Origin of the sequence: Variovorax paradoxus (assembly GCF_030815975.1) — a bacterium.
GTDB lineage: Bacteria > Pseudomonadota > Gammaproteobacteria > Burkholderiales > Burkholderiaceae_C > Variovorax > Variovorax paradoxus_N.
Genome location: NZ_JAUSXL010000002.1, coordinates 1492457 through 1504899, shown reverse-complemented (window position 1 = coordinate 1504899; position 12443 = coordinate 1492457). Strand labels below are relative to the sequence as shown.

Annotated in this window: 12 protein-coding genes; 5 read left to right on the top strand and 7 right to left on the bottom strand. The window is 68.6% G+C overall.

Features of this window, described 5'->3' with window-relative positions; genetic code table 11:
• Positions 1-277: 277 nt before the first annotated feature.
• Together QFZ47_RS10865 and QFZ47_RS10860 are read right to left on the bottom strand one after the other, a co-directional pair.
• Positions 278-1120, bottom strand: a complete 843-nt coding sequence (locus QFZ47_RS10865; RefSeq protein WP_307655642.1) for an ABC transporter permease — start codon at positions 1118-1120, stop codon at positions 278-280.
• Between the two features lie 9 nt (positions 1121-1129).
• On the bottom strand, positions 1130-2074 hold the full coding sequence (locus tag QFZ47_RS10860; protein ID WP_307655641.1) for an ATP-binding cassette domain-containing protein: 945 nt from the start codon (positions 2072-2074) through the stop codon (positions 1130-1132).
• Positions 2075-2230: 156 nt separating this feature from the next.
• Here QFZ47_RS10860 and QFZ47_RS10855 point away from each other — a divergent pair, with 156 nt between their 5' ends.
• Together QFZ47_RS10855 and QFZ47_RS10850 are read left to right on the top strand one after the other, a co-directional pair.
• Entirely contained in the window at positions 2231-3082 is an 852-nt protein-coding gene (locus QFZ47_RS10855; protein WP_307655640.1) for a hypothetical protein, read from the top strand.
• Positions 3079-3756, top strand: coding sequence for a hypothetical protein (locus tag QFZ47_RS10850; RefSeq protein WP_307655639.1), 678 nt, complete (start codon positions 3079-3081; stop codon positions 3754-3756). Before QFZ47_RS10855 ends, QFZ47_RS10850 begins: the two co-directional genes overlap by 4 nt.
• 13 nt (positions 3757-3769) lie before the next feature.
• On the opposite strand, the gene QFZ47_RS10845 is transcribed toward QFZ47_RS10850, so the two are convergent.
• Positions 3770-4660 carry a LysR family transcriptional regulator gene (locus QFZ47_RS10845; protein WP_307655638.1) on the bottom strand — a complete coding sequence of 297 codons (891 nt, stop codon included), beginning with the start codon at positions 4658-4660 and terminating at the stop codon, positions 3770-3772.
• A gap of 115 nt (positions 4661-4775) precedes the next feature.
• On the opposite strand from QFZ47_RS10845, the gene QFZ47_RS10840 reads away from it, so the two are divergent.
• Complete coding sequence (locus tag QFZ47_RS10840; RefSeq protein ID WP_307655637.1) at positions 4776-5432, top strand: glutathione S-transferase family protein; 657 nt, start codon at positions 4776-4778, stop codon at positions 5430-5432.
• A gap of 120 nt (positions 5433-5552) precedes the next feature.
• Positions 5553-6533, top strand: a complete 981-nt coding sequence (locus tag QFZ47_RS10835) for a pyridoxamine 5'-phosphate oxidase family protein (RefSeq protein ID WP_307655636.1) — start codon at positions 5553-5555, stop codon at positions 6531-6533.
• An 18-nt stretch (positions 6534-6551) separates the two neighbouring features.
• Here the strand turns inward: QFZ47_RS10835 and QFZ47_RS10830 are convergent, their stop codons facing one another.
• Complete coding sequence (locus QFZ47_RS10830) at positions 6552-7727, bottom strand: cytochrome P450 (RefSeq protein WP_307655635.1); 1176 nt, start codon at positions 7725-7727, stop codon at positions 6552-6554.
• Between the two features lie 83 nt (positions 7728-7810).
• Here QFZ47_RS10830 and QFZ47_RS10825 point away from each other — a divergent pair, with 83 nt between their 5' ends.
• A complete protein-coding gene (locus QFZ47_RS10825) occupies positions 7811-8509 on the top strand; it encodes an ArsR/SmtB family transcription factor (RefSeq protein ID WP_307655634.1) in 699 nt (232 codons plus the stop codon).
• Positions 8510-8518: 9 nt separating this feature from the next.
• On the opposite strand, the gene QFZ47_RS10820 is transcribed toward QFZ47_RS10825, so the two are convergent.
• From QFZ47_RS10820 to QFZ47_RS10810, 3 genes are all read right to left on the bottom strand, one after another.
• Positions 8519-9529, bottom strand: coding sequence for a Bug family tripartite tricarboxylate transporter substrate binding protein (locus tag QFZ47_RS10820; RefSeq protein ID WP_307655633.1), 1011 nt, complete (start codon positions 9527-9529; stop codon positions 8519-8521).
• A gap of 98 nt (positions 9530-9627) precedes the next feature.
• Positions 9628-11145: an AMP nucleosidase gene (locus QFZ47_RS10815; protein ID WP_307655632.1), complete on the bottom strand. Its 1518-nt coding sequence runs from the start codon at positions 11143-11145 to the stop codon at positions 9628-9630.
• Between the two features lie 376 nt (positions 11146-11521).
• On the bottom strand, positions 11522-12433 hold the full coding sequence (locus QFZ47_RS10810) for a phosphotransferase (protein WP_307655631.1): 912 nt from the start codon (positions 12431-12433) through the stop codon (positions 11522-11524).
• Positions 12434-12443 lie beyond the last annotated feature (10 nt).

Below are 12443 nucleotides of genomic sequence, written 5' to 3'. Positions count from 1 at the left end.
CTGTTGGGGTTGGCCCCGGCCGAGCGAAGCGATGGCCCGTCGGCTCCCACCCCTTCTGTATGCGCCGAGGAGCGCAGATGGAGGCGGGATCAGGGCCGCAGCTGTTTGAGCGAAGCGAGTTCTGCGGACCCCCGCCGGAATCGAGCACCGCAGGTTGCCCGCAGCGAAGCGGAGGGACGCAGACAGTAGGGTCGCCTTTTCTTTGCTTACTTTCTTTTGGCGAAGCAAAAGAAAGTGAGTCGCCCGCCGGGGCGAGTCCCGGCCCCCGAACAAAAACCTACCCCCGAAACCTCTTCCGAGTCAACGCCAACGCCACCCAGAAAGCCGCAACCCCATACACAACCAGCACCCCCGCATGCAGCCACCAATCGCCAGGCCACTGGTCCATGAACAGCGGCCGCACCAGCGCCACCGCATTGGTCAACGGCAGCCAGGCCGCCACGGCCCTCACGGCGGAAGGCAACTGCTCCAGCGGAAAGAACACGCCGCTCAGGAACATCATCGGCGTCATGAACAGCGTGAAGTAGTAGGTGAAGAAGTCGTAGCTCTTGGCAAGTGCATTGAAGATCAGCGCGATCGACGAGAAGGTGATGCCGGCGCCAGCCAGAACCATCCACGCGACGATCAGCTTGGGGCTGTGGCTGATGCCCAGCCCGAGCATCACGAACAGGATCGCGGTCACGGTGAAGATCGACTTGAACGCCGCCCACAGCATCTCGGCCAACACGATGTCGTCAAGCCCCACGGGCGCGTTCATGATGCCGTCCCAGGTCTTCTGCACCTGCATGCGCGAGAAGGCCGAGTACAGCGCCTCGAAGCTCGCCGCGTTCATCGCGCTCATGCAGATCGAACCGCTCGCGAGGAACAGGATGTAGGGCACCTTCACGCCGTCCACCGCCACCTGCCCCACCAGCGCGCCCATGCCATAGCCGAAGGCCACGAGCCAGATCAGGGGTTCGGCGATGTTGCCGATCAGGCTCGGGATCGCGAGCTTGCGCCACACCAGCAGGTTGCGCAGGAACACGGGCCACCAGCGCAGCGAGATCTCGGGCGCGCGCCACACGGAACGGGCCGGCGGCGATGCCGTGGCAGAAGAAGAACTTGCAGTCGTCGTGTTCATGATTTCACCCTAGCCATCCTCGCGGATCTGCCGACCCGTGAGCTTGAGAAAAAGGTCTTCGAGGTTCGCAGGACGGTGGAAGGTGCGCAGGCCGCCACGCTGCGTGAGCGCATCGAGCAGCCGCCGTGCGTCCTGCGTGTAGAAGAACACCGTCTCTCCGCTCACTTCCACGCGCGCTGCCATCGCCTTCAGTTCCGGCGATTCGGCCAGCGAGAGCGCGCCGTTGCCATACACCTCGACCACGTCGGGCTCCAGGTGCTCGGCGATCAGGTCGCGCGGGCGGCCCTCGGCGATCTTGCGGCCGTGGTCGAGCACCAAGAGGCGCGAGCACAGGCGCTCGGCCTCGTCCATGAAGTGCGTGGTCAGCAGAATCGACTTGCCCTGCTGCAGCAGCACCTGCAGGCGTTCCCACATCAGGTGGCGCGCCTGCGGGTCAAGCCCGGTGGTGGGCTCGTCCAGCAGCAGCAGCTTGGGGTCGTTCACCAGCGCACGCGCCAGCGAGAGGCGCCGGCGCATGCCGCCCGAGAGCTCGCCCGGCTTTGCATCGGCCTTGTGCGAGAGCGCAGCGAACTCCAGCAACTGCGGCACGCGCTCGCGCACCTGCGCCTTGCTGAAGCCGAAGTAGCGGCCGTACACCACGAGGTTCTCGGCGCAGCTGAAGTCGGGGTCGAGCGTATCGAACTGCGTCACCACGCCGAGCTGCGCCTTGATGGCCAGCGCGTCGCGCGGCATCTGCAGGCCCAGCGCGCAGATGTCGCCGCCGTCGGGCGTGGTGAGGCCCAGGCACATGCGGATGGTGGTGGTCTTGCCGGCACCGTTCGGGCCGATCACGCCCAGGCATTCGCCGGGCGCGATCTCGAACGACAAGTCGTCCACGACCGTGGTGCCGCCGTAGCGCTTGCAAAGCCGGCTGGCGTGGAAGAGAGGGGCGGAGGAGGGGGAGGAGGAGGGCACGCGGCCATTCTGACGCAGGCCCGCGGCGCATGCCGACAGCGATTCAACCGATGGACAGGCGCCGCGGCTTCGGCGCAAGCAGTTGCCGGCACAATCCACGCCCATCGGCGTGTTCTCGCCGTTCTCGTATTTGCACGTCGCGGGGGAGACCCAAGAATGCTTCGTTTCCTGTTGGCGCTGGCTGCGCTGTCGGCGGCTCTGCTGCTCGGCGCCTGCGCGCCTTTCCATCGGCCGCTCGCGGCGGCGGACCGGGCCGGGGTCCGCGAGGTCGAGGTGCGCGTGGTCGTCGCGCAGGAGAGCTTCATGTTCTCGGCGCAGGCGCCCGGCGTGAGTGCGGCCACCGGCGGCGGCTTGATCGGCGCGCTGATCGACTCCTCGGTGCAGCAGTCGCGGCAGAAGGAAATGAGCGCCGAGGTGGGCGCCATCGTCGGTCCATTGCTCGACTACGACTACCGCGTCGAGGCCGGCCTGGCTTTCGGCGAACTGCTGAACGCGCCCAACGCGTTTCCGCTGAAGATCGCTTCGTCGCAGGTGCTTGCGGGCATGCCGCCGAAGGCCGAGCAGGACGCGCGCATCGCGGCCACGAAGACCGGGCCCGCCTACCTCGTGCTGCTGCTGCAGTACGCGCTGGAGCCGGGGCTCGGCGCCTTCACCACGCGGACCTCGGCCTTTCTCTATCAGGCCGGCAACAGCGAGCCTTCCTATCGCTCCGCCATCATCTTCCAGACGCCGATCGGCGGCGGAACGCGCGCCGCCGTGGTCCGGCGCCTGACCGCCAACGACGGCCGGGTGATCAAGGCCGTGATGCGCGATTCGGTCCAGCAGACGCTGCACGTGCTGGGCATGGACCTGGCCGGCGCCGGCTCCGGAGCCGTACGGACCGCGCGCTTCAACGTCAATGGCTCATGGGTCACGCTGGCCGGAAAGAGCTTCGACGAGCAGCCCGGGCGCATCGTGTTCCGCGACCAGGACGGCGCGATGTACTCGGTGCGGAGCGCCGCGCCATGAAGAAGCGGCATCCGCACCGCATCGGCACGGCCTTGTTCGCGCTCTGCGCCGTGTCCGGCACCGCGCATGCGCTGACCGAGGGCGAACCGCTCAGCATGCGCTACGAGCCGGCGCCGGATCAGGCACAGCGGCCCAACGCCCCGCCGGTCGAATCCCTTCGCGCGCCCCAGGGCTGCACGCTCTATCTTCCGACGATCGAGGACGCCCGCAGCAACCAGGTCCATGCAGGCCACCTCACGCTGATGCTGCCGACGGTCCATGCCACGCCAAGGTCGGTGCAGTCGCTGCGCAGCGGCGATGCGGGCGCATGGACGCGCGATGCGCTGCTGTCGACGGGGCGCTACGGTTTTCGCACTGTCGCCGGCGCGCCGGTGTCGCCCGCCGCCGCGCGGCAGGCCACGGCCGTGGTGGCGCTGCGCCTGGCCCATGCATGGTCCGCGGGGCTCAACCTCGTGTCGCACGTGGTGCTCAAGGCGAGCTACCGCCTGCCCGGCGGCGAGGTCGCCACGCGGCTGTACCACGGCATGGGCACGCGCGCCAACTGGGCCAGCGGCAACGGCGAATTCATGTCGGTGCTGAACCTGGGCATGGAAGAGGCCGTGCGCGGCATCGCGGCGGACGCCGCGGCGCTGTGCGAGGGCAAGCCGCTGTCCGCGCCTGCCGCCGGGGAATAGATGAGATGGCCGCCTACATCCGCAAGCCGCTGAACTCGGCCTTCATCCAGTCGATGAAGGCCCGCGTGCGGGCCGGCAGCAGCCGCGCGTTCGGATAGATCACGCTCACCGGGCGCGGTGGCGGTTCGAAGTCTTCGAGCACCAGCTTGAGCCGGCCTTGCGCCACGTGCGGCAGCACCTGGTAGGAGAAGAAGGTGCCGAAACCCATGCCCGCGGCGCAGGCCTCGATGGCCGGAGCAAGGTGGTTGAATTCGAGGCGGCAGCTCGGCGTCACGCTGACCGTCTTGCCGCGTTCGTGGAACGCCCACTGCGGCGGTGCGTCGACACGGCCGCGCACGCAGGGTGCGCCTTGGAGGTCGCGCGGATGGCGCGGCGTGCCGTGGCGCGCGAGGTACTCGGGGCTCACCGCCACCACGCGCCGGATGGTGCCGAGCGTCTGCGCCACGAGCGACGAATCCGCCAGCGGGCTGATGCGGATGCCCACGTCGACGCCTTCCTCCAGCAGGTTCACCGTGCGGTCGTGCAGCAGCACGGTGCAGCGCACCTTGTCGTGGCGCTGCATGAAGCGCGTGATGGCGGGCGCCACGTACATGTGGCCGAAGAGCACCGGCGCGGTGATGGTGAGCTGGCCCGCGGGTTCGCGCGCCTCGGCCTTGAGCGCGAGGTCCGCGGCATCGGCCGCCAGCAGCACCTCGCGCGCGCTCGGCAGGTAGTGGCGGCCTTCCTCGGTGAGCGAGAGGCGGCGCGTGGTGCGGTGGAACAGGCGCACGCCCAGGTGCGCCTCCAGCGCGGCGAGCGCGCGCACCACCGCGGGCAGCGAGGTGCCGAGCGCCTCGGCGGCGCGGGTCAGGCTGCCCTGGTCGGCAATCTGCACGAAGGTCTGCATGGCCTTGAAACGATCCATATTGCAATTAAACCGGAAAACGCAGCAGTCAAATACAGAAACGGCTATTCATTCATTTGGCGCAAGAGAGAAGAATCCGGACTACGCCCACTCCGACATGTCAAAGGACTTTTCCATGAACGCCACGGCCACCCGCCCCGCCCAACCAATCAAGCTCTACGGCAGCGCCATCTCGGGCCACGTGCACCGGGTGCGGCTGTTCCTCTCGATGCTCGGCCTGCCTTTCGAGGTGATCGAGCTCGACCTGAAGAAGCGCGACAACCGCACGCCCGAGTTCCTGGCGCGCAACCCTTTCGGCCAGGTGCCGGTGATCGAGGACGGCGAAACGACACTGGCCGATTCCAACGCGATCCTGGTCTACCTCAACGAGCGCTATTCGGCCGACCCGGCACGCTGGATGCCGCGCGACCCGGTGGGCGCGGCGCGCGTGCAGCGCTGGTTCTCGGTGGCCGCGGGGCCGCTCGCCTACGGGCCGGCCGCCGCGCGCGTCATGGCGCTGTTCGGCCTGGCCGCCGATCCGGTCGAAACGGTGACGCGCTCGCATGCACTGCTCGCGGTGATGGAGATCCACCTCGGGCAGCAGCCCTTCCTGGCCGGGCTCGCGGCCACGCTGGCCGACATCGCGAACTACGCCTACGTGGCGCATGCGCCCGAAGGCCGCGTGTCGCTCGATGCGTACCCGCAGGTGCGCGCCTGGCTCGCGCGCGTGGAGGCGCTGCCCGGTTTCGTGCCGATGGTGCGCACGCCGGTCGGCCTGGCGGCGGCATCATGATCGCCGCCCGGCCGCCCGAAGGCGATCGCACCGCAGCGCGCAGCGCGGAGGTTTGCCTGTGACTGCCGCCCGGCCGCCCGAAGGCGATCGCACCGCAGCGCAAGGCGCGGAGGTCTTCCTGTGATCGCCGAACCCTTCCACGCCGGCGAGCGCGCACTGCAACTGCAGACGGGCTGGCGCGACCGCATGGAAGCCATGGGCCCGCGCGTGATCCGCGACTACATGCCCGACCAGCACCGCGAATTCTTCGCGCAGCTGCCGTTCCTCGTGGTCGGCAGCCTCGACGCCGGCCTGCAGCCCTGGGCCAGCGTGCTCGCGGCGCCCGCGGGCTTCGCGCATTCGCCCGATGCCACGCACCTGCGCATCGATGCGCTGCCCGCCCGCGGCGATCCGCTGGCCGGGCAGCTCGCGCGGGGTGCCGCGCTCGGCCTGCTGGGCATCGAGCCGCACACGCGGCGGCGCAACCGCATGAACGGTACGGTCGAGGCGCTCGATGCGGGCGGCTTCATGGTCGCGGTGCAGCAGAGCTTTGGCAACTGCCCGCGCTACATCCAGGCGCGCGAGCCGGAACTGGTGGCTGCGCGCGACGGCAGCGCGCCCGTGCAACCCGCACAGCGGCTCGACACGCTCGACCTCGATGCACAGCGCCTCATCGGCAGCGCCGACACGCTGTTCATCGCCACCGCGTACCCAAGCGATGCGGCCACGGGCGACGAGGCCGACGCACGCTCGCACGGTGTCGACGTGTCGCACCGCGGTGGCCGCCCCGGCTTCGTTCGCGTCGACGCAGGCGGTGTGCTCACAGTGCCCGACTTCAACGGCAACCGCTTCTTCAACACGCTGGGCAACCTGGTGGCCCACCCGCGCGCGGGCCTGCTGTTCATCGACTATGACAACGGCGATCTGCTGCACGTCGCGGCCACTGCGGAACTGGTGCTGGACGGCCCCGAGATCGCCGAGTTCGAAGGTGCCGAGCGGCTGCTGCGGCTGCACGTCGAAGGCGCGTTGCGCCGGCCGGCCGCCCTGCCGCTGCGCTGGGGCGACGCGGCGCTGTCGCCGCACCTCGAAGGCACCGGGCGCTGGGCTTCTTCGCGCGCCTGAGCGGTCTTCATGCGCCCGTCAATGAAAGACGGGAATGCGCGCGGCGACCGAAGGCCGGTAGTGCCAGCCGCGTTCGCGCAGCGCCGCGAGATCGGGCGCGCGATGCAGCACGGCCTCCAGCCCCGCGGCCGCCAGCGTGCAGGCCAGCGCCTGGCCCGGGCAGGCGTGCACGCCGTGCCCGAACCCCAGCATGCGACGCCGCGCGCGCACGAGGCTGAAGCGCTCGGGCTCGGGGTTGAACGCCGGATCGCGGTTGGCGGCAGCCAGCACCAGCAGCACTGCGTCGCCCGCCGCGAGCGGCGTGCCCGCGATGGCGACGGGCTCGGCCACGAAGCGCCGCGTGTTGTGCACCGAGGGGTCGTGCCGCGCCGTCTCTTCCACGATGGCCTGCCGCCCGCTCGGCGTTTGCGCGGCCTGCTGCAGCGACGGCTCGCGCATCAACGCGATCAGGCTGTTGCCCAGCAGGCCCGCTGTCGCATCGCAGGTCTGCGAGAGCAGGCCGACGAGGTTCGCGAGCAGCGCGCGCGAGGACGGCGCACAGGCCTGGCTTTCGGCGAGCACAGCCGCAAGCAGGGTTCCATCGCGCGGCGGCGCACTTGCGGCCAAGGCCTCGAACCGCGTCATCAGTTCGCCCGCCGCAGCGCTGGCAGCCTGCAACTGCTCCGGCGTCGACAGCGGCGAGAGGCAGGCGACGAAATCGCGCATCCACCGGTCCACCTGCGGCAGCGCCTCATCGCCAAAGCCCAGCAGATGCGCGACGGTCCGCACCGGCATGGAGAACAGCGCGTCCGACAGCGGCTGCGCCGGCACGCCGTGCGCGACCCGCAAGGCCGCCGTGCGTGCTGCACCCAGGTCGAGTCCGGCCAGTGCGCGCTGCAGCGCGGGCCGATGGGCCTGGTGCGCCGTGCCGTCGTTCATCCGCACCAGATGGCCGAACACCTCGCCCGCGGCGCTGCCCGCGATGGCGCGCGGCACCGGCTCGGCCGCCGGCCGCACGCGCAGCGCGCCGTGCGCGAGCAGCAGCGATTCGATCACCTCCGCGCGGCTCGCGACCCACAGGCGCAGCGCCTCGTTCCACACGAGCGGCGGCCCCGCGCGCAGTTCGGCATAGAAGGGGTACGGATCGGCATGCATGACGGCCGCGACCGGGTCGAGGGGCGTGTCAATAAAAGAAAGCGTGGGGCTTGTGTTCATGCCGCGCAGTGTGCAGCCGCAGTCGCTGGCACACTTCGGCCGCGAACGAAGTGTGGGATGCGGCGGCGTCTTAGGATCGGCGCATGGACACGACCCCTTCTTCCTCCAACGCCGACGTGCAGCTGGCCCGCCTCGCCGGCGCCATTGCCGAGCCCGCGCGCGCCCGCATGCTGAACTGCCTGATGGACGGCCACGCGCGCACCGCGACCGAGCTGGCCACCGTGGCCGAGGTGGCCGCCTCCACCGCGAGCGCGCATCTCGCGCGCCTCAGGCAGGAGCGGCTGGTCGAACTGCTCGTGCAGGGCAAGCACCGCTACTTCCGACTGGCCGGCGACAACGTGGCGGCCGCGCTCGAAAGCCTGATGGTGGTGGCCGGCGCGCCGCACGCCGCGCAGTTCAAGCCCAGCACGCCGAGCCGCCTGCGCGCCGCGCGCACCTGCTACGACCACATGGCCGGCACCGCCGGCGTCGCGCTGCACGACCGGCTGCATGCGCAGGGCTGGCTCAGCGGGCTGCAGAGCGGCTCGTATGAACTCACGCCAGAAGGCGCGATCGCGCTGGAGAGCCTGGGGGTCGAGGTGGATGCGGTGCGCCGCTCGCGCCGGCGCTTTGCCTGCGCCTGCCTCGACTGGAGCGAGCGCCGCCCGCACCTGGGCGGCGCGCTCGGCGCCGCGTGGCTTCAGCTGTCGCTGCGCCGCGGCTGGGTGCGCCAGGAACTCGACGGCCGCGCGCTGGCGCTCACGCCCAAGGCGCAGCGCGAAATGCCAGAGCTCTTCGGCTGAAGAGCGCCGTCAGGCCTTCAGCTTGAGCAGGTAGATCATCGGCCCGGCCATCGCCAGGTCCAGCTCGAGGAAGCTCTCGAAATCCTTGCCCGCCATCCAGTACGCATCCCAGTTGTTGCGCTTGATGGTCTTTTGCCAGACGTCGGCCGTGGTGGCGCGGTGCACCGCTTCGAGCAGCACGGCCTTGCGATCCGCTGTGACCTTCTTGCCGGTGAGCACGCCGCGCCAGTTGGCCAGGTCGGCGTCCACGCCCTGCTCGCGCACTGACGGAATGCCCAGGAACGGCCGCTTCGACGACACGCCGATGGCGCGCAGCTTGCCGCTGGCCAGCGCCTCGCTGAATTCGCTGAAGCCCGAGATGCCCGCCACCGCCTTGCCGGTGGCAAGCGCTTCCACCACCTGCGCGCCCCCCGGATACGGCTGGTAGGCCAGGCCCGCGGTGCTGCCGGCCACGCGCGCCAGCATGCCGGCGTACATGTGGTCCACGCCGCCGGCCGAGCCGCCCGCGATGACGGTCCTGGCCGCATCGGCGCGCAGCTGGGCGATCAGGTCCTTCGGCGTCTTGATGGGCGAATCGGCCTTCACGGCCACCACTTCGTAGTCGCTCGTGAGGCGCGCCACCGGCGCCACCTGGGCCATGGTGACGGCCGGTTTCTGCAGCGCCACCGCGCCGACCATGACCATGCCGCTCATGAGCAGCGTGTCGGGATCGGCATCGTATTTTTCGACGTACTTGGCCAGGCCGATGGTGCCGCCCTTGCCGCCGATGTTTTCGTAGGCCACCTCACCGGCCGCACCCGAGGCCAGCAGCGCCGCACCGAGCGCGCGGCCGGTCTGATCCCAGCCACCGCCTTCGTTGGCCGGAATGACGATGCGCAGCCTGGAAACGAGTTGCGGCTCGGCTGCACTGGCCGAGCGGGGCCACAGGGCGGCATGCCCGGCGCCGGCCACGGCGGCCGCGCCCGCCATCCATGCACTGAAATTGCGGCGAGAAAGGCTCGCGGGCAACGAACGAGACATTTTGTTTCCATTTGTGAACGGGGTAAGCAAATGATCTCCGCGAATGCCTCGCCCGCCTATGCCCTGAACTAGGTGTAAACCCTAGGAAGCGCCGACTGTTACTGGAATGCGACCTCCGCGAAGCTGCGCAGCTTGCGGCTGTGCAGCCGGGTCGAACCCTGCTCGCGCAGGATGTCGATGGCCCGCATGCCGATGCGCAGGTGCTGCTCCACGCGCTCGCGGTAGAAGTGGTTGGCCATGCCCGGCAGCTTGATCTCGCCATGCAGCGGTTTGTCGCTCACGCACAACAAAGTGCCATAGGGCACGCGAAAGCGGAAGCCGTTGGCCGCGATGGTGGCGCTTTCCATGTCCAGCGCCACGGCCCGGCTCTGGCTGAAGCGGCGTTGCGGCTGGTTGCCCGGCAAGAGCTCCCAGTTGCGGTTGTCGGTGCTCGCCACCGTGCCGGTGCGCATGATCTTCTTCAGGTCGGGGCCGGTGTAGCGCGTGACGTCGGCCACCGCCTTTTCCAGCGCGAGCTGAATTTCCGAGAGCGCCGGAATCGGCACCCACAGCGGCAGTTCCTCGTCGAGCACATGGTCCTCACGCACGTAGGCGTGGGCCAGCACGTAGTCGCCGAGCTGCTGCGCGTTGCGCAGGCCCGCGCAGTGGCCCAGCATCATCCAGGCGTGCGGGCGCAGCACGGCGATGTGGTCGGTGATGGTCTTGGCATTGGCAGGGCCGACGCCGATGTTCACCATGCTGATGCCGCTGCAGTCCTCGCGCACCAGGTGGTAGGCCGGCATCTGCGGCAGGCGCGGCGGCGCCGTGCCCTGGCTGCCGTCGAGCAGGCCGCCGTAGTTGGTGCTGGCGCCCGCGGCCAGTCCGCGCCGGCGTGTGATCACGTTGCCGGGCTCGATGAAGGCGACGTATTCGCTGTTTTCGTCGGCCATGGCCTCGTGGCCCAGGCGCACGAACTCATCGATGTAGAACTGGTAGTTGGTGAACAGCACGAAGTTCTGGAACCACTCGGGCGCGGTGCCGGTGTAGTGCCGCAGCCGGTGCAGCGAATAGTCCACGCGCGCGGCCGTGAAGAGCGACAGCGGCTGCGCCTCGCCCGCCAGCGCCTCGTAGGTGCCGTTGGCAATGCCATCGTCCATCACGCCGAGGTCGGGCAAGTCGAACACGTCGCGCATCAGCGCGCGCCGCTCCTCGCTCATCGTGCCCTCGATATGGTCGTTCTCGGCAAAGGAGAAGTGGATCGGAATCGGCTGCGTGCTGGTGCCCACCTCGATCTCGACCTGGTGGTTCTCCAGCAGCAGCCGGAACTGGTCGAGGTAGTAGCGCGAGAACAGGTCGGGCCGCGTCAGCGTCGTCTCGTAGCGGCCCGGGCCGGCGACGAAGCCGTAGCTCAGGCCCGCGTTGGCCGGCGGCGTGTGGCGCGACACGGTGTGCGTGTGCACCCGCACGAACGGGTAGCAGGCCCGCACCCGGCCCGGCATGGCCTCTCCGGCCACGAAGCGCAGCATCGATTCGCGCAGATGCGCCAAGCCGCCCTGGTAGATGGACTTGACCTGTTCGAGCGCCGCGGCGGCGTCGTTGAAGCGGGCGGGAGCGACGAAAGTGGGCATGTAGGGCATGACGGCATTGTGCAATGCGGCCGCGTTTTGGTTTTGTTCAGGGCGCGATCACGCCGACGGGGTACGCGGCGAAGCGAATGTCCCCCGCCCTTCGGGCTCCTCCTTTATTTCGCTGCGCAAGGCACCCCATCGACGTGATCGTTATGCAGAGCGGTCGTTGATCGGCCGTACACCAGCAGCGTGTCCAGGTGCACAGGGCATCGGGTGCTCCCCGCAGCGAAATCAAGGAGGAGGCGAAGCCGGGGGACATTCGCGGAGGGGAGTACCCGGTGGCCTGTGCACGCGTCCTGAACTGACCGCGTCCCCTTCAGGCATCTGCATGGCCCTGACGGGCTGATCCAGGCGGAGCTGGCCACCGATGATTTCGTCGTAAAAGTCAGAAGTTTCGCAACCTGCCGAACATGCGACCGGCCCTTTGAAACGTATATACCCACATCTCGTCGGTCAGCACGCAATAGCGCGCGAGAAAAAGCAGTGAGCGAATTTCGGCAAACTGTATGAAGAGGGGGAGCGCGTCTTTCTCGATCGCCGACAAGGGGCGGAACTTTTCGTATCCGTCGACCAATGCGGTGATCAGGCCATCGGAGGCTGGACCACTCTCGTCTGCGAGATGCCAGGCGGCTGTTCCGAGATCGATCACAAGGGGGCCACGGCCGAAGTCATCGAAGTCGAAGAATCCGGCTCGACCTCGGTGAACGCGAGCATTGCCGGTCCAAGCGTCGCCGTGGCACAAGCCGCTTGGCAGCGCGCGCAGTTCGGGCTGATGCAAAGTTGCAAGGTAGTGATGCTCGATGTCCCTCGCGACATCTTTGCTTTGGCGAATGCGATGAAGTGCCTGTAGAGAATCCTGGACGATCGCAACCGGATCGAGGCTGCGCACTTCCCCGCCAATGATGGTTGGCATGGCCAGATGCAGGCGCGCGAGCGCCGCGCCAAATTGCGCCATGCCAGCGCGAGTGAGGTCAAAATTATCGCCCTCGACGCTCTCGAAAAGGCAAGCAAGGCGGGATTCGCCGCCCCAGGCGACTTCTAGAACGTAGGCTCCATCCTTGGCAGCGACAGGACGGCCGACCGCTACGTCTGCACAGCCCTTGAATTCTGTCAGTAAGCAGATCTCAGCTGCGATCTGCGGCAGAGGTCTTCCCGATCTTCGATAGAGGCGCAGGTAGAAAGTGCTTGCTGCTTCGCGGACCCGGTAGGTCCGGTTCACTCCGCCAACAACCAACTCCAAGGCTGCAAAGCTGCGTGCATATTTTGAAGAAAGCCAGTCCTTGTCGATATCGGTCACATCGCGATTT

Excerpts from the sequence above, each read along its gene's own strand:
- QFZ47_RS10865 (WP_307655642.1), bottom strand. The coding sequence starts at position 1,120 with ATGAACACGACGACTGCAAGTTCTTCTTCTGCCACGGCATCGCCGCCG.
- QFZ47_RS10855 (WP_307655640.1), top strand. The coding sequence starts at position 2,231 with ATGCTTCGTTTCCTGTTGGCGCTGGCTGCGCTGTCGGCGGCTCTGCTG.
- QFZ47_RS10850 (WP_307655639.1), top strand. The coding sequence starts at position 3,079 with ATGAAGAAGCGGCATCCGCACCGCATCGGCACGGCCTTGTTCGCGCTC.
- QFZ47_RS10845 (WP_307655638.1), bottom strand. The coding sequence starts at position 4,660 with ATGGATCGTTTCAAGGCCATGCAGACCTTCGTGCAGATTGCCGACCAG.
- QFZ47_RS10840 (WP_307655637.1), top strand. The coding sequence starts at position 4,776 with ATGAACGCCACGGCCACCCGCCCCGCCCAACCAATCAAGCTCTACGGC.
- QFZ47_RS10830 (WP_307655635.1), bottom strand. The coding sequence starts at position 7,727 with ATGAACACAAGCCCCACGCTTTCTTTTATTGACACGCCCCTCGACCCG.
- QFZ47_RS10825 (WP_307655634.1), top strand. The coding sequence starts at position 7,811 with ATGGACACGACCCCTTCTTCCTCCAACGCCGACGTGCAGCTGGCCCGC.
- QFZ47_RS10820 (WP_307655633.1), bottom strand. The coding sequence starts at position 9,529 with ATGTCTCGTTCGTTGCCCGCGAGCCTTTCTCGCCGCAATTTCAGTGCA.
- QFZ47_RS10815 (WP_307655632.1), bottom strand. The coding sequence starts at position 11,145 with ATGCCCTACATGCCCACTTTCGTCGCTCCCGCCCGCTTCAACGACGCC.